The 17,630-nt window shown below is 54.7% G+C and carries 12 protein-coding genes; 7 read left to right on the top strand and 5 right to left on the bottom strand.

What is annotated here, in order from left to right:
- Positions 1 to 49 precede the first annotated feature (49 nt).
- Both CCALI_RS10040 and CCALI_RS10035 read left to right on the top strand, forming a co-directional pair.
- Positions 50 to 2,371: a RelA/SpoT family protein gene (locus CCALI_RS10040; RefSeq protein WP_016483374.1), complete on the top strand. Its 2,322-nt coding sequence runs from the start codon at positions 50 to 52 to the stop codon at positions 2,369 to 2,371.
- Between the two features lie 47 nt (positions 2,372 to 2,418).
- Positions 2,419 to 4,056 (top strand): hypothetical protein, encoded by a 1,638-nt coding sequence (locus CCALI_RS10035; RefSeq protein ID WP_016483373.1) that lies wholly within the window; start codon positions 2,419 to 2,421, stop codon positions 4,054 to 4,056.
- Between the two features lie 94 nt (positions 4,057 to 4,150).
- Here CCALI_RS10035 and CCALI_RS10030 read toward each other — a convergent pair whose 3' ends face one another.
- Both CCALI_RS10030 and CCALI_RS10025 read right to left on the bottom strand, forming a co-directional pair.
- On the bottom strand, positions 4,151 to 6,358 hold the full coding sequence (locus CCALI_RS10030) for a DUF5060 domain-containing protein (protein ID WP_016483372.1): 2,208 nt from the start codon (positions 6,356 to 6,358) through the stop codon (positions 4,151 to 4,153).
- Positions 6,359 to 6,395: 37 nt separating this feature from the next.
- Positions 6,396 to 8,504, bottom strand: a complete 2,109-nt coding sequence (locus CCALI_RS10025) for a beta-galactosidase (RefSeq protein ID WP_016483371.1) — start codon at positions 8,502 to 8,504, stop codon at positions 6,396 to 6,398.
- 284 nt (positions 8,505 to 8,788) lie between these two features.
- Between CCALI_RS10025 and CCALI_RS10020 the strand changes: the two genes are divergently transcribed.
- The 3 genes from CCALI_RS10020 to CCALI_RS10010 all read left to right on the top strand — a co-directional run bounded on the left by CCALI_RS10020 (position 8,789) and on the right by CCALI_RS10010 (position 11,122).
- Positions 8,789 to 9,901 carry a LacI family DNA-binding transcriptional regulator gene (locus tag CCALI_RS10020; RefSeq protein ID WP_016483370.1) on the top strand — a complete coding sequence of 371 codons (1,113 nt, stop codon included), beginning with the start codon at positions 8,789 to 8,791 and terminating at the stop codon, positions 9,899 to 9,901.
- A 92-nt stretch (positions 9,902 to 9,993) separates the two neighbouring features.
- Positions 9,994 to 10,803 (top strand): DUF1559 family PulG-like putative transporter, encoded by an 810-nt coding sequence (locus tag CCALI_RS16645; RefSeq protein ID WP_016483369.1) that lies wholly within the window; start codon positions 9,994 to 9,996, stop codon positions 10,801 to 10,803.
- Positions 10,804 to 10,873: 70 nt separating this feature from the next.
- Entirely contained in the window at positions 10,874 to 11,122 is a 249-nt protein-coding gene (locus CCALI_RS10010) for a hypothetical protein (protein ID WP_016483368.1), read from the top strand.
- 133 nt (positions 11,123 to 11,255) lie between these two features.
- Here CCALI_RS10010 and CCALI_RS16495 read toward each other — a convergent pair whose 3' ends face one another.
- The 3 genes from CCALI_RS16495 to CCALI_RS09995 form a co-directional block, all read right to left on the bottom strand.
- Positions 11,256 to 12,065 (bottom strand): DUF1559 family PulG-like putative transporter, encoded by an 810-nt coding sequence (locus CCALI_RS16495; RefSeq protein WP_016483367.1) that lies wholly within the window; start codon positions 12,063 to 12,065, stop codon positions 11,256 to 11,258.
- 143 nt (positions 12,066 to 12,208) lie between these two features.
- Complete coding sequence (locus CCALI_RS10000) at positions 12,209 to 13,885, bottom strand: tetratricopeptide repeat protein (RefSeq protein WP_016483366.1); 1,677 nt, start codon at positions 13,883 to 13,885, stop codon at positions 12,209 to 12,211.
- Complete coding sequence (locus tag CCALI_RS09995) at positions 13,873 to 15,138, bottom strand: tetratricopeptide repeat protein (RefSeq protein ID WP_016483365.1); 1,266 nt, start codon at positions 15,136 to 15,138, stop codon at positions 13,873 to 13,875. The genes CCALI_RS10000 and CCALI_RS09995 overlap by 13 nt, the downstream gene beginning before the upstream one ends.
- A gap of 311 nt (positions 15,139 to 15,449) precedes the next feature.
- Between CCALI_RS09995 and CCALI_RS09990 the strand changes: the two genes are divergently transcribed.
- Together CCALI_RS09990 and CCALI_RS09985 are read left to right on the top strand one after the other, a co-directional pair.
- Entirely contained in the window at positions 15,450 to 16,421 is a 972-nt protein-coding gene (locus tag CCALI_RS09990) for a hypothetical protein (RefSeq protein ID WP_044949102.1), read from the top strand.
- A 122-nt stretch (positions 16,422 to 16,543) separates the two neighbouring features.
- The gene (locus tag CCALI_RS09985) at positions 16,544 to 17,503 is read left to right on the top strand and encodes an acetylxylan esterase (RefSeq protein ID WP_016483363.1); all 960 of its coding nucleotides are present in this window, start codon (positions 16,544 to 16,546) and stop codon (positions 17,501 to 17,503) included.
- The last annotated feature ends 127 nt before the right edge of the window (positions 17,504 to 17,630 follow it).

The raw sequence follows: 17,630 nt of genomic DNA, 5'->3' as shown, positions 1-17,630 counted from the left end.
TTATAGAAAGTCTTATTGATACGGTACCGGTTGCACAAGGAACGTACTTATGTCGGAAACCACCCAAGCGGTCTCCATGACTCCATCTAATACCGATACCGGCCAAGAGCTGGAAAACATTCTGGAACGCCTCACCACCTACCGGCCTGAGGCGGATAAGGACCTTGTGCGCCGTGCCTACGCCTTTGCCGCCGAAAAGCACTGTGGACAAACGCGCAGCGACGGCTCACCCTATATCACCCATCCCCTCGCCGTTACCGCCATTCTGGCCGAACTGGAGATGGATGAAACCACTTTGGCCGCCGCGCTTCTTCATGACGTGGTAGAGGATTGCGGAGTCCCCCTCGAAGAGATTCAAAACCGATTCGGCCCCGCTGTAGCGCAGTTGGTAGACGGCGTTACGAAACTTCAGATCATCGGGGTAGACGAGGGCAAAACGCGTCCCAACATGCCTGAGGACGAAGAGGCGCTTACACCGATCGCCATCGATCGGCGCAAGAAGCAGGCAGAGATGGCCAAGAAGGCGGCCAACCTACGTAAAATCTTTTTGGCAATGGCCCGCGACCTGCGGGTCATTGTCATTAAATTGGCCGATCGGCTCCATAACATGCGTACCCTTTCGGCCCTGCCACCAGCTCGTCAATTGCGCATCGCTCAAGAGACCCTGCAGATCTTCGCTCCCTTAGCCCATCGTCTCGGCATTTGGCGCCTAAAATGGGAGCTAGAAGACCTTGCATTTCGTTACGTCGAACCGGAGGCCTATGAACAGGTGGCGGCCATGGTGGCGCGCACTCGGGCGGAACGCCAAGCCGAGGTAGATGAGGCCGTCGCCATCCTCCAGCAGAAGCTAAACGAAGAGGGTATAGAGGCCCAAGTTGTGGGACGCCCGAAACACCTTTATAGCATCTACAACAAAATGCGCCAGCAAGGGCTGGATTTCACCCAACTTTATGACCTTATTGCTCTCCGAGTCATCGTGCCAACGCGCCCCGACTGCTACCACGCTCTCGGAGTGGTGAGCGCGCTCTGGGCGCCCATTCCCGGCATGTTTTCCGACTACATCGCCCAGCCCAAAAGCAACATGTATCAGTCCATCCATATTAAGGTGATCGGACCGAAGGGTACTCCGCTAGAGGTGCAGATTCGTACCTGGGAGATGCACCGAACCGCGGAGTTCGGTGTGGCGGCGCACTGGCAGTATAAAGAGGGCGGCAAAACGAACGACCAGTTCGAGCGCCGTCTCTCTTTCCTTCGTCAGCAACTATTTGATTGGCAAAACGATAGCAAAGATAGTGGAGAGTTTTTACGTAACATCACGGAAGATCTGTTCACCGACCAGGTCTTTGTGCTGACCCCTAAAGGCGACGTTATAGACTTGCCGGCCGGGAGCTGCCCCATAGATTTTGCCTATCGGGTTCACAGTGAAGTGGGCGACCACTGCGTTGGGGCGAAGGTGAACGGTCGCCTAGTGCCGCTTTCCTATCAGTTTCGCAACGGTGACACGGTGGAGATCATCACCCGCCCTGGCGCCACGCCAAGCCGAGACTGGCTCGCCTTCGTGAAAACCTCCCACGCACGCGCGAAAATCAAGAACTATTTCAAACGTCTTCATCAGCGCGAAAACGTGCAGCGTGGGCGTGAGCTTTTGGAAAAGGAGCTGACCAACCAACTTGAGCGCGACCCCCATGGGTGGGGCGAGAACCCGCGGGACCTTCTGAAAGACGAATCGCTGCGCAGCGTGGCGGCCTCTTTCAACGTACCAAGCGAGATAGAGTTGCTGGCCTCAATTGGCTACGGCACCATCGCCCCTCTCACTGTTCTGAACCGTCTACGCCCTGTCGCTCCCACCGAAGTGAGCATTCCCATTGGCGGCAAACGCGCGAGTGAAGAGAAACTCCACATCGTGGCCGGTGGACTAGATACCGAGAATCTGCTCTTTCGCCGCTCTCGCTGTTGCTTGCCTATCCCCGGAGACGACGTCATCGGCTACATCACCCGTGGACGTGGTATGGCCCTTCACCGTCGCGAGTGTCCCAATGCACGCTACTATCTCGCCAACGAACCTGACCGCTGCGTGCCGGTAGAGTATGTGGGCAACGATGGGCAGGTCTATCAGGTCTATCTGACGATCGTTTGTTTGGATCGAACCGGGCTCTTGGCTGACATTGGCTCCGTTTTTGGAGAGAATAAAACCAACATCACCGCGCTACGAACCCAGTCGCATCGTGATAAAACCGCTACTCTAGAACTTGCTATTGAGGTACGTAACACAGAGCACCTCGACGATATCATCAAGAAAGTCTACGCGATTGGCGATATTTTGGACGTACACCGCGCTTTCGGCAGCCGCGATGAAGGCAAAACAAAATAGCCCTTTCATCGGTCTAACCTATAATTAAGACATAGGGGAAGAGACAGATGAAAGGCATATTTTGGGTTCGTCGTCTGCTGTTTTCTGGAGCGTTTCTTCTTTTGTGCGGGGGGCTGTCGCTTCCTCAAGAAACACAACCGCCCCTATCCCCACCGGATAACGGTTCCTCGCTCAATGTGTTGATTGTAGGAGGGGGGCCGGAGCCTGACTATAATCAAGTTGCCATCGAAAGCAACGTGCGTTATGTGCAACGGCTGCTTCCGGCCAACGCCCAATGTACCACCCTCTTTGCCGATGGCGATCCCAAGCATGACACCATCTACTATACCGATCCGGCACCTATTTCTATTGGTCAACACCTGTATGACCTCCTCATTCACGAGGATAGCACCTACTCCGCCGATCGCTATCGCCCCCCACACCTGCTCCGCGGCCCTGATGGTCCCTCGCGCCTTTCAGCCATTCGCAACTTTTTTGACCGCATGCATCAGCAGTATACAACCTCTTCCGATCCCGCGCCTTTGCTGCTCTACTTTACCGGCCACGGCAGCCCTGACCGCCCTACCTATGCCAACAATCGGTATGACCTTTGGAAACCGGGACCCGACCTCGATGTTCACACCCTAGCCAGTCTGCTAGAGCAGATACCGCCTAAAGTGCCCGTGACGCTCATCATGGTGCAGTGCTTCTCTGGAGGGTTCGCCGATCTCCTTTTCGGTGGGGGCGATCCAGAGCGTCCCTATCTAGATAGAGACCTTGTTGGGTTTTTTGCTGCTCTGCCGCAGCGTGAGGCTGCCGGCTGTACCTCCGAGGTAAACGAGGCCGAGTATCACGACTTTACCTCCTATTTCTTTGCTGCCCTCACCGGTCGTGACCGGTTGGGACACCCCGTTACCGGCGCCGACTATAATCACGATGGACGGGTGGGAATGGACGAGGCCTTCTGCTATACCCTCATCCACGATCCCTCCATAGACACCCCCGTCTGCACTTCTGATGTTTTTCTTCGCCATTTTGTACAAGCGAGCGACCAAGAGGTGTTCTCTACACCATGGCACGACCTGTTGAGGTGGGCCTCTCCGGCGCAACGCGCCGCTCTCGAAGCGATATCCGACCAGCTGCAACTCCAAGGCGAAAGCCGTGCGCAAACCGCCTTTAACCTCGTACAGGACGACTCAAACCTAAGAACTTTGCGTGCCCGCTTTGCCAACGCCGAATCGGAACTGGAAGGCCAACTGCGCGACGACAAGGCGATTCTCATCGCCAACTTCCCCAAACTGCGCGGGCGCGGGGCGGATAGAGAAGCCGCAAAGCAGGAGGCCATAGATTGGCTCGCTCAAAACGCGCAACAGTCCCCCTGGAAAGACCTACTGGAAGCGGAGAAACGCCTTGAGAACTTAGATGCTCAGGAAGAGCAGGCAGAGTGCGTAAAGGCACGTCAAATTCGGTTTGTGCGCCTTTGCAAATCGGTGGTGTTGGCGCACAAACTGCTAGCGGGCCAAGACGACGTGCTCAAAGAGCGCTATCTCAAGCTTACCAAAGCGGAGGGTCGCAGCCTGTTACCTCCAGCCCCTGCCTTTACCGAGACGCTTAGCCAGACGAACACTTTTGCGCTGCAGCCCCACCACATTTTGCGCCCTTGTGGCTGTGGCCAAAGCACCACCCATTTGCTGAAAGCATACTGAGCCTTCGATTATCAATCGCTTGTGCCTTAAAGAGTAGGCCCTAGGAGGCGGCGGGATTCACCGCGTGAGCGCCTTTGTCTTCGCTGAGGCTGACCTATTTTGCCTTTTGCGCCACGGTGTGCGAGACAATAAAGTAGAAGGCCACATCACGCGAAACCGGCGGAGTGGTTATCGTCACCTTACCATGGTCCACAACCGTCAACGTGCTTTCCGCTAACACCTTACCAGCACGCGTATCCCACCAAACGAGGTGATAGGTTCCAGGGGTGAGCGTAGGCAGTGCGATCTGACCTTGGGCTGGCTTCGGTTGGGCATCGGCAGGAGCGTAGATACCAGACCGATTGTATACCCAACCCGCCACATAGTTCTTACCCACACGCGCCAAACACTGCAGGGCCAAGGCGTAGTTCTCAAGAACGATACGGTGTATCCGCACCCAATCCGAACCCGTGTTTTGCAGTGTCAATGTGTGTTGCCCGGCAGGCAGGCCGAAAGACAGCGTGCCCTGCTGGGCCTCGGGGGTATAGTCGTTATTTTCTGCGCCGAACGTACGCGTTGCAACCACCTGTCCATCCACACCTATCTGAAGAGTAGCACCGGCCTTCGCAACCCGATCGATCTGCACCTCTCCTTTTATAGGCGTTGCACAGTTCACCTGCAAGGTAAGCGGTTCGGGCATCATATCACGATGGAACTGCCCCTGCAGGTAGGAGGGATAGGCACCAAAAGCGGCAGGAGCGCCTTCCGGACTGATGATGAAGGTGGACTGTTTTGCTGGCTCGAACCCGCCACCAGGGGCGATCACAAGATCGGCATGCTGTTGAGTCTCCACCGACAGTGTAGCCGTCTGAAGCCCTCTCTGTTCCAGCAACTCCGATGCATTTAGAAAAGCGGTGGCGGCCGCATAGTTGCCGTAGAGATCGTGTGCTTCGATGATATCCCATGACCAGTATTCGGGGGCGCCAGAGGGCCAGCGCATCAGACCTGCCCAGAGGCCATTGTGTAGCGCCAAGCCGTCTGAATCGGTTAGCGTTGCTGGCCCAAACTCTCCCACAAAGATCGGCTTGTTCAGCTTCAAGGCCTGCGCCGGTGGGCCGGCAGCCAACGTCGTTAGGGGATCGGGCGGATAGGTGTGCACCTGAATGTAGTCCATGCTTTGCCAAATAGGGCTATCGTAGGGCACATCTGGTGCCGAGCTAGTGGTGATAAGGTGATGATTGATATCATAACGCCGGAGAAAATCGGCCATTTCGCGATGCCACTGGGCGATGGCAGCCTCGTGTTTGTGCTGATAGGCATCGGTGAACTGTACCTCATTGAAAAGCTCAAACGCCATAATATTGGGCGAATAGCCCCATCTGGCAAGAATGTAGTAGAGCTTTCGTTTTGTATCCTCAATGGCCTGCGGGTTGGTAAAAAAATCGTCTGGCGCTTGCAGAAAGCCGCCATTTTTAACGTTGTAGGGGTTCTCGTCCCAGTTCGGGTTCACATTCGAGGAGTACTGCCCGTGGTGTTGCAGCACCATCTGAAAGTAGATACCATTCTGTTGAGCGGCCTCCACGATCTTGTCCCAACGTCGAGCGACATCGAGGTCAATATCTCCAGGCGCGACCTTACTGCCAGGAACCCAATCCAGATTTTGATGCGCCCAATGGGCCATCCAAACACGCGACCAGTTTTCACCCGCCGCGTGCATTTTTGCAAAAAGGGCGGGAATATCGGGCAGGTTCGGCGAAGGCCATGCCTCATTGTTACCAACAGGGTAATAGGTGTTACCGTTGTCAAAAACGAAGCGCATGGGATCGGCTGGGTTGATGCGAATGAAGCCAGGCTCAGGCGTGCCGGAGACGTTCCACTGGGTGGGGTTCAGGTTCGTTTCATGGGCGATCTGGCCATTTAAGAGCACTTTTTGTACGATATAGCGCCCAGGTGCAATGGGTGTGTAGCGGGCGCGCCAGGTTTGATCGCCGTCGTAGAAGGCCGGCACCGAAACGGTGCCTCCATCTGGCCGCTGGAACACCACCTGCACATTCACCTTTTCAAAATCGAAGGGATCGCCGGGCACCTTAGCGAGCTGAAACGAAGTTTCGATCATGGGGTAACATCCTTGTCCAGGTAATAGGCGTGCGCCTGTATTTCGATTCTGCAACGCGATGGGCGTATTGTAGCCGGGGGCGATGTCCCCGCTAAGACTTTGTTGAAGGCCGCCAAAGTCGGCTCCCCCGCATCCGGCACATACCCCTAAGAGAACGCCAGGAAACAGCCCGCATAGCCACCAAAACCATCGCTGAATTCGCATCATGATGCCCTTTTGCTAAAATGTCTTCTAAATATCTACCCTATTTGGCCGCGGCGTGTGACGCCCCAAAGCGATAGGTGTAAAGCTCCGCTCCCACGCGGCGCGCAGCGGCCACCATATGACGATATGGCCTATCGGTTTGTGTCACAAACCCGATGTTGTAGTTTTCACCGTCCCACGTTCGTCCCGTTAGCGGCTCATCCACGTATTGAAACCAGTGACAACCCACGAAGGCCGGATTATCGAGAACGCTGTGCACGTAGTCTATAAACATCTGCGCTCGCGTCTCTTGATTGGGTGCCGAGACGAGTCCCGGATGCCACATGCCCCTATCGAGAGCACCAAAATGGAACTCTCCAATAATGCAGGGACGATTGAGATCGGCCAAATAGCCCCATTGGTTCGCGTCTACGCGTGGAGCATATATATTGAAGCTTACCACATCGCAGTATTTTGCAGCCTCCTCTACCTCGGCACGACTGTGCCAAGCAAAACGGCAGCCCAGATAGAGATGGTTCGGATCGTACCGTTTTAACGCCTCTCGAATGGTTTGAAAATACTTATCCGCAAAAGCGCGTACAAACCTCTCGGCGTCTTGGTGCGCCTCCTGAGTAAGCGGCAAGGAGGCTTTGTAGGGCGCTTCCAGCTGCTGCCAAGAGGAGACGTCGGCATGCCACGCAGCATTAAACCGCGCAATGTCCCCATACTTTTCTTGAAGCTGATGGAGAAAGGCGCGCTTGGCTGGCGATTTCGAGGCCTCTTCTTTTAGCGCCCCCAGGGCAAGCCCCACATCTCCATCGGGCCCAGAGCCGGCCCAGCTCAGTTCGTTATCTATAAAATAGCCCACGCACCATGGGGAGTTCCGCACGCGGGCGGCGAGGTTTTTCATATTGGCGTCGGCGGCAGCGGCGAAGCGAGGGTCGAAGGGATCGGGCATGCGCCCCCAGTAGTCGGAGCCGCTGCTTACCGTGGCAAAGTCGCCGTAAACACCGCCGGTTGCCACAAAAGGCACCTGCTGGTTTTGATAGAAGATGGGGTCAGACCAGTTGCCGATGGTGTTGAATCCCCAAGAAGGCAGGCGCTTTAAGGCCATCTGCTGCCATTCAGTTTGGTAATTGGGGCCGTATTTACGGTAGAGATTGGCGCGATAAAAGTCGAATGTCTTTCCTCGCTTGCCCGCCAACGGCCCCATATAGGCGCCGCTCTCACCATAGAAAGCGCCGAGCGGCCCATTAGGATCTGGCAGGCTCGCAAACAGCGATTCGCGACCGGTGATAAAGGTAGGGTAGTTCGACTCCACAACATCTAGCCCTAGGGAAAAGAACAGATGTCCCGAAGGCGTCACAAGCATCCACTTGCCATCATACTTCTCCGTTCGAAAATAGCCCGTGGCTTTCAGCTGAGGGCCGCGAGCCCAACCTCCATACGGATCGCGATCAGGCAGAGGCGGATGCGCTTTCAGATCGGCCTCCTCCTCTCTCCGCTGCTGCACCAGATCGGCATCGCTATGAACTTTGCCCGGCCAATCGGCTTTCGCATACTGACCATAGGCATCCACCACGCCTTTGAGGTCTTCCGTTGACAACGGCAAGGTTTTGAAGGACGAGAGCGCTAATGTGACATTCTGGTCTGGGCTATGCAGGAAGAGCTGAAACTGCACAACATGCTGAAAGCTGAAAGGGTTTCCACCAGAGACGCCCAAGGTCACCATGCCAGGTATAGGAGGAAGTCCGCGCATTCCGAGGCTCATGGGGTCGGGGCCGAAGCGCACGGCAAAGGTTTGGGTTTGACCGGGGGCGATGCTTCCATTTGCCGTTCGTGAATGGTTATAGCCATCCGCATCGAGCGAGTCGTCTATGCGAAAACCAAATGCAACAGGACGTTTTCCAGGATTGCTAAGGGTAAAAGAGAGGGCTTCCACACCACTCCAATCCAGCGGACTGGCCGGCTTAAAAAGCACCTGAGGCCATTCGGCCCCTTTGTGAAAGGTGATCCGTAACGTGGGATGCTCTGGAGCGTTCTCTATCGCGATATCAGCATTGTTAGGCCGCAGCGTGAAACCAGAGAAAGTAGTTTCAGGGCTTTCTTGAGCGCGAGCACAGAGCGCAGCAGCAGTGGCTAGAATCAACAACAGCAGATAGAGTTTCATCGGCTTTTCTCCCCGTGAGGAAGCATTTGGTTAGATCGCCAAGCGTCTCGCCTACAAGCAAGAGGAAGCGTTTCATAGTATTTTAGCAGAGATTCACGGGATCTCGCCGCTATTAGCAGATAGAAGCAAAGTACATGCAAGGCTAGGAGTTAACAACGGTGTTTGGTGCAGGAGCACCCATTGAGAGCAACGGAGAATAGATGAGATTAGGGATTCGGCGATAGAGACACTGTTCGCGAAATTTTTTGGGAAATCCCTTGACAATTTGCGGAGGCTATGTTATAATGGAAGGTGAGAATACGAATTCACTGAATTCCTATTCAAGAACCTACACGGAACAAAAAGTGCCCGGCCTAACCCAATTAGAAATAGCACGTCTTGCCCGCGTCTCACAGGCCACCGTGTCGCGAGTCCTTAACAACGATCCCCGCGTCAATGAGGCCGCGCGTAAAAGAGTGCTTGAGGTCATCCGTGCCCATAATTACGTTCCCAATGCTCGCGCCCAATCCCTTCGCTCGCAACATAGTGGCGTCATCGGCCTTGTTGTCCACCGAAAACCGGAAGAGCTAGAGCAAGACCCCTTCTTCTGCCCTCTCATTGTCTCTATTCTTCGCGTTAGCGCCGAGCGTGGCTACCATCTGTGCGTGGATACCGACCGCAATGTTCGCTCTCGCCGACCTATCCATGAAGAGCTGCTCCGTTCGCATCGTGTGGATGGCCTCATCCTCGTGGAATCGCGTGACTACGACGAGCGCATCGAGCGGCTTGTGGCGGAGGAAGCGCCCTTCGTGCTGATCGGGCGCTACGGGCGCACCGAAAACCTGCTCTCTGTGGATAACGATAACAGGGCGGCAGGACGCATGGTCACCGAAAAGCTTATCTCCGATGGCCATCGCCGCATCGCCTATATTGGCGGTCCTAAAGGAGTGAACGTGTCGGAGGATCGTCTAACAGGCTATCTTGAAGCCCTTCAAGCGAATGCGGTGCCCTTCCAAGCCATAGAATACGGCAACTTCACCGCAGAAGGTGGACGCCAAGCGATGAAGAGGCTCCTGAGTCTCCCCACACCTCCAGATGCCGTGGTCGCCGTAGACGACGTCACTGCGGCTGCCGCTATGCAGGTGGCTCTAGAGAATGGCCTCCACGTTCCCGAAGATATCGCCTTCGTGGGTTTCAACAACTCGAGCTTCTGCTCCTATTTGGAGCCGCCGCTGACCTCCGTCTCTATTAATATCAGTAGCCTCGCCCGCACGGCCACCGAAATGTTGATAGACCTTATTGAAGGTCATGCTGGTCGCCCACAGCACTGCATCGTGCCCTGTCATATCGTGCTGCGCGGCTCAACACGTCAAAGCGTTCCCACACTAAAAGACTTTAATAGACATGTCACACAATAAAGTGCTCTTTAACTTAGGCTTCATGCACCTTCTTCAAAGGTGTTTGAACATACCACAAGACACAAACTTTCATAAAGAAAGGATCAAAGCGCATGCAACGCAGCAAAGGTTTCACACTGATTGAACTGCTAGTAGTTATTGCGATTATTGCGATACTAGCAGCTATTCTCTTCCCAGTCTTCGCCCAAGCGCGTGAGAAAGCACGTCAAACCGCCTGCCTCTCCAACATGAAGCAGATCGGCCTAGCTATGCTGATGTACGCGCAAGACTACGATAACTATATGCCAGTCTACATCTGGCCTAATAGCTACATCGTGGCGGCACGTCTAGAGCCCTATATCAAAAACGCTCAGCTGTTTAAATGCCCATCCTCTACCTTCCCGATGGGCACGATCCAACATAAGCAGCGTGATAACGGCCAGGGCGACTATATGCTTCCTCCCGACGATGGTTGCGTAGGCTTACCTCACTCCAACGTAGGCGATGCTCAGTACTATGACGATGTCTACCCGCCCATGGACTACGACTTCAACAACATTATGCTGACCTATGACAGCCACTGGGTCCCTAATAGTTGTCCCGGCCTTTATGGGGGTTACGAAGCCCCTATCTCCTTCGACAATCCCGATATCGTAAGCTCGGCGAAGGCGGCGATGATGATTGACTTTCCGGCGGCAGGTTTCCTGTGGCCAGGTGGTGTTGGCAACCCACAGCCGAACTTCTGGGGCAGCCCAAGCTTTCAAGGGCGACATAACTCCGGCTCCAACGTGCTGCACATGGACGGGCACGTGCACTGGTATCAGTTCTCAAAACTCTATCCGGAGGGTGTAGAGTATAGTGGCAAGAAGAACGAATGGGGCTTCTGGGGACTCGCCTACGGCGACCCCAGTGTTCAACAATAGGTGAAGCTGCCAGGGCAAGCGAAGACAGTCTTCGCTTGCCCTTTTAAATATTTCCTTGAAAGGAGTGGAGATGAGAGTCACGATGTTTTTGAAAAACCTACCCTATTTAGGAGGAGTATGCGCCCTCATAGCCTTGGCCGGCTGCAGTAGCAATCAAGGAAACCCAACTCCCTCAGGGCCACCACCCCATCAAACCCTACAGCAAAAAATTCAGGCCATTCAGAATAATCCGGAACTGCCGGCTCCGGCAAAGCAGGCCGCCATTCAAAAGCTAGAGCAGCAAGCGGGGACCAGCCCCAATAATCCCAGCGGACCGTAAAAGTCTCTTTTCGGTGCACCACCAGTGGCGTAGGGCGAGTTTCCCTATTCTCGCCCGTTGCTAAGGACGGGCTCTACTCTCTATCAACAGGGGTGGGCGCTTCGCCCACCCCTAAATTTTTTGAAGCAGTCGCCTACGGAAGCAGGCCCCAACTCCCATCCGACTTTTGATAAGGAATGCCCCAAAGCTCCGTGCTGTTTTGATACGGCCCAGCATCCGTAACCACATAGGCTTTTGTGCTCTGCCCGTCGAGCTGGGTGCCAACGTAAGGGTTGCCATTTGCATCGGTATAGGGCTTTGTGTGTACCACCTTTGCATGACCATCGGCATAGACCGAGTTGACCGTGGTGTTATGGCGTGCCTGCACCGGGGAACAAAATAGGCAGAAAGCCGAAGTAGGGCCTTGGAGGGTAACGGTGGCGTCGGCAAAGGCACTGGTCTCTACAGGGAACTGCACTTCGGCCAATCGGTGCACTGGTCTGCCGGTCTCCCCGGCAAAAATCGGATTGGGATCGCCATCATCAATCAGCGCATAGTTGGGCTGATAGCTCACTTTGATAAGAACCGGGGAAACCGGGCAAGGAGCTGGTAATCCGATCGTCTGCATAGCCACCGGAAAGTTGAGCGGTGTGCCGTCGGAAGGGCACACCACTATCAACGAGTTCTTCTGGTAGGGCTGTATCTCTTGATAGCTCGTCATCACGCAGGCGTTCCCGTTGTTCTGCCCTAAGTAGAGATTGATAGGAAAAGTCTCATCATAGTCCTGTACGTACATGTTTAAGGCCAGCCCTTGCTGTTTCAAGTTGGAGAGACAAGAGATGGCTCGTGCCTTTTCACGCGCCTGTGCAAAGACAGGGAACAGAATAGCTGCCAATATCGCGATAATTGCAATAACGACGAGCAGCTCAATTAACGTGAAAGCCATGCGACAATGGTGCTTCATTACCAATGAACCTCCTCTTCGTCATCTGGAATTTGGGATGTTAGTATCGGTTCTTCACTAACGATGTTTCATTTCTACACCATTTGCAAGAATCCTTCTTTGAAAGACAATTAACAACAAAGCTGCAAGGAAAGTTCCTATTTTTATTCGCTTAATGCCGCGTCATCCGTGTTTTGGGGAGGTCTTGCTGGAGGAGGATTGAGGAGGTTCTTTAAAAGCGTATCGGCCTCCTGAAGCGCATGAAGTGTGTTGGCACGCGCCAAAGCCAACGTATCCGCAGCTTCGCGCGGAGTGCGCGCCGGGTCTGAAAGCACGTCGTGGAAGTAGCCGATGCCCTGCAGAAGCAACGCAGCGCTTTGACCATAGGCCGCCTGTGCCTTTTCAGCTCCAACGGCCGGAGGAAGTTTGGTAAGAAAATCACTTAATGCAACAAGCCGATTCTGCAGATCGGCAAGGTTGCGCAGGGCCTCGGTCACACTAAGACCGCCTTGCACGCAGGACTCATAGATCTGTTGGAGCGCATCGGCATCATCGTGAATGCGTTCGCTAAGAACTGGCATCAGCATTGCGTAGCAGTTAAGGTAGCTTGTGGTATCGGTGGATGGGAGAAGTTGACGCGCCGTTTCAAGTTCAGAAAGGCCTTTTGCGTAGAAACTTGGGTCGGAATTCGCCTCCTTTACAAATAGGGCAGCGAGGCGCAGAGCGGGAAGCGCGCTTTTTGGATTGATAGAGGCGGCCATTTCATAGGCATTTTGGGCATCGGCATACTGTCCGTTCGCCAGCAGAGCATCGCCCAAAGCGATACGAGCCGCCACATCCTGAGGGTTATGGGCCACAAGCTGGGTGAACAGCTGCAAAGCACCCTTTGTATCGCCTTTAGCCTGTAGCACCTGTGCCTCAAGCTGTGTTAGCTCTACACTATTTGGGCAGAGCAGAAGGCTATCTTGAGCCTCCGTATCGGCCAACGCAACCAGGTGACGCTGAAGGTAGGTCTGGATAAGCAAAGCTCTGGGTTTTGGATCGAAGGGATTTGCATCTATGGCTTGACGTAGCAGCATAATGGCATCGGCCACATTGCCATCGCGCAGGGCATCCTGTGCTTGCGCCACGTAGTTCGGTGGAGTGGGCTGTATGGGAGGGCTACTACTTGGTGTAGAGGCCAAATCGATCGCTTTCTGTCCAGAGGCGGAGTGCGCATCGTTCAACGCCACGGTTTGAGGCAGCGTTATGGGCAAAGAGGCAAGCAAGTGGGTTGGGCTGCCGATTGCAGCGGAGATGCTATCCACGAGGCCATAAAGTAGGGCTTTATACCGCAACTCTTCCGTAACTCCGCGCCGCGTGGGCGGCATATCCACACGAAGACGATTGGAGTAGGGCATCGTCCAGCTCTCTGCTGGCGCCCGATAGAAGAGCGACACATCCACCTCCACCGCCATAGAAAGGATATGAGGTTGAATAGAGAGTAGATAACGTGCGTTGTAAGCCTCGGCAAGTCGTTGCTGAGAGGCAGGAGAGTCGAGTGTGCTGAGATCTTTAGGCGTCAAGAGATGATTAAGGAGCGCATTCTTGATGGTTGGATCGTATGGGCTATAGAGCAGGGGAGTGTAAAGCGAAGAGCTGTTCAGGGACTGTTTTAACAGCCCCGCCAGGCGTTGAGGCAAGTCGGAGTTAGGGGTTTTGGGGTCTTTACGCACAAGAATCAGCAGCTTAGGCAGGTTGGGCGAAGCTGGAGGCGTTTCGGCAGCCGTATAACGGCCCACTTGCTGTCCCCCTAAAAGGACCATCCAACCGAAAATACAAAAACGAATTAGGGGCTGCACAGCTTGATTCCCTGATCGCATGCTATAATGCCGGCGCGGGCCTCCGCCACCTTACGACCGGCCTCAAGCAGCTGCTGGTAGGCGGCTTTGGCCTGACGAAAATTATCGGCAGCCTCTGCCTTCTTGCCCTCGCGTTGATAGCAGAGGGCTATCTGTTGGTAAACAAAACCGGCTTCATCTCCCGCAGAGGGAAGAGCCTTCCGATAGGCTTCGATGGCCTGATCGTACTGACCGCTCAACTGCAGGTGCTGCCCCATGGCGATATAGGAACGGGCGGAGCTATCGTCGGCGGAGCCAGAAGCGCTGTTGGTACGATAAACACGAACGACGGTGGTACCCTGGCTGCTAGGTGCAGCGAACGTCGAGCCGTTGTTCGTAGCGAGAGGCGTACTGCCGGAAACCGGAATAACCACCGTGTTTTCATCGGAACCCCCAGAGGCATCGTTGGCCGGTAGCACAATGCGCTGTGAAGATGTTGTAGAACGAGAAGGCGGCACAGGATGAGCTGTAGCAGGCGGCAGCGAGAAATGCATGGGTGCGACGCCAATAGAGGCGTGCGAAAGACCCGATGAGAGAGCGGCTTGGGGTGCCTCACCGCCCTCGCGACGGCGCGACGGTTGCGGCGGCTCGGTGGGCAGAGGGGCTGTATTTGGGGCAGAAGACGGCCCGGGGAAAGGCGACGCATTCCAGGGAAAGCTCGGCGATGACGCTGCAGGACGTTCGACGATGCTAGGCGGCAAGCTCGACCTGTTCATGCTGAGTTGGGTTGTGCGCCCCCACTCGTACGCCAGGATCGCAACGGCGGCAGCCAGCATGAGACTTGTGGTGGAAAGGATCAGGACAACACTTATGCGCGAATCCCCGGTACGGTCTGGAGACGGCGCTACAGAGGGGTTGGCTGAAGACCGGCTCTGCGCCCTATGCTTAAGCTCTTCTAAACGCAACCGATAGGCCATGCTCTCAGGACGAAGCTTCGTGAGGCGCTCATAAAGCTCTGTCGCTGCGAGATAGTGCTCCTGTTTTTCCTCAAGCTGGGCCATGAGCGTAAGTGCCTCTTCGTTCTCCGGATCGGCCTTCAAAAGCTGCCGGCATCTAAGTAAAGCCGTCTCCATGTCCTCCTGTTTGTAGGCAAGATAGGCTTGCTGAAGGAGAGCAGAGGTCGTTTGGGAGTTGGGCGTCGTCAGTGGCACGCCACAACGTACACAGGTTTGATTGTCGGGTTCGTTGGTTGCGCCGCAGTTTTGGCATTCCATCGTCTCATCGCCCCTCTCTTGTGCTGCTAAAGAATCGGCCCGATTCTGCGCCCAAACACCGCCTTAGCGCAAGTGCATTATAACCGAAACAGCCCTCTTTGGCAAGAGGCATCTCAAATCGTGCCGCCCTAAACTAAACTATAGAAACACTTTCACCGAGAACACCGTTCCCATAGCTTAGATATAAACACAAAAGAACAGAAGAGATCGTTTTTCTCGACAAGGGAACCGTAGCAGCCTCCCTTGTCGGTATTTAAAAGCGTACAGCCGCTCGTTTCGGCCGGAGGATGAGAATGGAGACATTAAATTCGATGCGTTGGTTATTTCTCACTTTTCGCGTGATTCTGGTCTGTTGCATCGGGTTACTACTCTACTATCTTCTTATTGACCGTCCCTCTCCTCTGCCAAAAGAGCTTTTGGTGGCCAGAAATAGCCTACTGCACGGAGATGAAGCCGAAGCACGTGCAGCGCTCGATCACTATCTCGACACCCATCCCCACGACCCAACAGCTTACCTAGAGGTGATCGGGCTATGTGAGAACTTTCCTCATAGCGCCTCTGACCTGCTGTTGAACTACGCTCAGCGTGCGGTGCAAGATTGTAGCAACGCCGATAGCACAAGTCGTTCGCGGCTTTATCTCGCCTTGGCTGATGCCTACACCCAACAAAAGCCGCCACAAAATCAGCAGGCACGTGCAGCGGCACTACAGGGCCTCAACCTTACTCCCGACGATCCTCAAACGCTGAACGATACCGGCTACATTCTTGCGATCACAAGCAGCGATCCGGACGCGCTTAAGCAAGCGCAGATCCTTGTTGCCAAAGCGCTTACTAAACTACAGCACAGTTTTGACTTCTCTTCTGACCGAAGCGAACTCTACGCCGCAGCAGAAGACAGCTACGGGTGGGTTCTTTATCGTCAGGCTGTCTGCGGCCCAAAATCGCAAGCGCACGACCTCTATGCCGATGCCGTGGAGATGTTGCTGCAGGCGACCTCCGATCTACCTAAAAACACGCCACCGGTGGCGGCACGAACCTACTATTATCACCTTGCAGCCGCCTACTATGGGCTCGGGCAATACGAACTCGCCAAACATGCCATCCAGGTCGCTCTGCTCTACGACCCCAACTACGAGGAGGCTTTACAAGAGCAAAAGATCATCGAAGCCGCTCTAGCGAAAACGCCTTCCACCGAGTCGGCCTCTGCAGGCACTGCCACAACACCACAGCTTTCTACGCCGACGCCCAAGCTCACCCCGGCCTCTTTACCGGCTCAGAAGTGAGGGACGGAAACGGTTAGAACACCTTCCGTTTACCTAGCCCCTCCCAGAAAGCCACTTCCTAAAGTATACTATCCCCACTAAGCACACGAACCGTACTACCAAAGCTTTTGGAGGGAGATTCCATGCCCGTTTTCGAGATGCCTTTAGAGCAGCTAAAACGCTACCAAGGCAGAAACCCCAAACCCGATGATTTCGATGCCTATTGGCACCGTGCACTCTCCGAAATGCGCAGCATCGACCCACAGGTGGAGCTTATTCCTCACCCAACCAAGGCGAGCTTTGCCGAATGTTTCGACCTCTATTTCACCGGTGTAGGTGGCTCGCGCGTCTATGCGAAATATCTTCGTCCAAAGGCCGCCCCAAAGCCTCATCCAGCCCTCCTCATGTTCCATGGTTATAGCGGATCGAGTGGCGATTGGACCGACAAACTGCCTTACGTGGCACAAGGCTTCGCGGTAGCAGCACTGGATTGTCGTGGACAGGGAGGCCGCTCGGAAAACATCGAAGGGGTTCGTGGCCCCACCCTGCGTGGGCACATCATTCGTGGGCTAGACGATCACCCCGACAAACTTTACTATCGCGCGGTATTTCTTGACACAGCCCAGCTCGCCAACATCGTGATGAGTTTTCCAGAGATTGATGCCGATCGCGTCGGCGCTACCGGCGGCTCACAAGGGGGCGCACTCACTCTTGCCTGTGCTGCTCTCGAGCCGCGCATCCGAAAAGCTGCCCCCGTGTTTCCTTTTCTCTGCGACTACCTGCGCGTTTGGGAGATGGATCTCGCTGTCGGCGCCTATGAAGAGATACGTACCTTTCTTCGACAGTTCGACCCACGCCATGAAAGGGAGCAGGAGATATTTACACGGCTCGGCTACATAGATTGCCAACATTTGGCGCCGCGCATTCGGGCCGAGGTGCTTATGCTTACCGGTCTCATGGATACTATCTGCCCACCGTCCACACAGTTTGCCGCCTATAACAAAATCGAATCGCCCAAACGCATGATCCTTTACCCCGACTACGGGCACGAGAGCCTCCCCGATTCAGCCGACATCCTCTTCGACTTTTTTGCCGATCTCTAACCGATAGCTCGATAACCTATCTGTTGGGTGCTAAGCGCCTCTCCACTTGAATTCGAGCATACAAAATAACGGCAAAAAAGACGATAATTGGGCGATAAATGCCGCAAACGAATCGTATTTGTTTTGA

It is taken from the genome of Chthonomonas calidirosea T49 (genome assembly GCF_000427095.1).
Lineage (GTDB): Bacteria > Armatimonadota > Chthonomonadetes > Chthonomonadales > Chthonomonadaceae > Chthonomonas > Chthonomonas calidirosea.
Note: the sequence above shows the minus strand (reverse complement) of the source record. Positions and strands in the feature narration are given on the sequence as shown.

Coding starts and splice junctions, on each gene's coding strand:
- CCALI_RS09995 (WP_016483365.1), bottom strand. CDS start 15,138: ATGGAATGCCAAAACTGCGGCGCAACCAACGAACCCGACAATCAAACC.
- CCALI_RS09985 (WP_016483363.1), top strand. CDS start 16,544: ATGCCCGTTTTCGAGATGCCTTTAGAGCAGCTAAAACGCTACCAAGGC.
- CCALI_RS16645 (WP_016483369.1), top strand. CDS start 9,994: ATGCAACGCAGCAAAGGTTTCACACTGATTGAACTGCTAGTAGTTATT.
- CCALI_RS16495 (WP_016483367.1), bottom strand. CDS start 12,065: ATGAAGCACCATTGTCGCATGGCTTTCACGTTAATTGAGCTGCTCGTC.
- CCALI_RS10030 (WP_016483372.1), bottom strand. CDS start 6,358: ATGATGCGAATTCAGCGATGGTTTTGGTGGCTATGCGGGCTGTTTCCT.
- CCALI_RS10020 (WP_016483370.1), top strand. CDS start 8,789: ATGGAAGGTGAGAATACGAATTCACTGAATTCCTATTCAAGAACCTAC.
- CCALI_RS09990 (WP_044949102.1), top strand. CDS start 15,450: ATGCGTTGGTTATTTCTCACTTTTCGCGTGATTCTGGTCTGTTGCATC.
- CCALI_RS10025 (WP_016483371.1), bottom strand. CDS start 8,504: ATGAAACTCTATCTGCTGTTGTTGATTCTAGCCACTGCTGCTGCGCTC.
- CCALI_RS10035 (WP_016483373.1), top strand. CDS start 2,419: ATGAAAGGCATATTTTGGGTTCGTCGTCTGCTGTTTTCTGGAGCGTTT.
- CCALI_RS10010 (WP_016483368.1), top strand. CDS start 10,874: ATGAGAGTCACGATGTTTTTGAAAAACCTACCCTATTTAGGAGGAGTA.
- CCALI_RS10040 (WP_016483374.1), top strand. CDS start 50: ATGTCGGAAACCACCCAAGCGGTCTCCATGACTCCATCTAATACCGAT.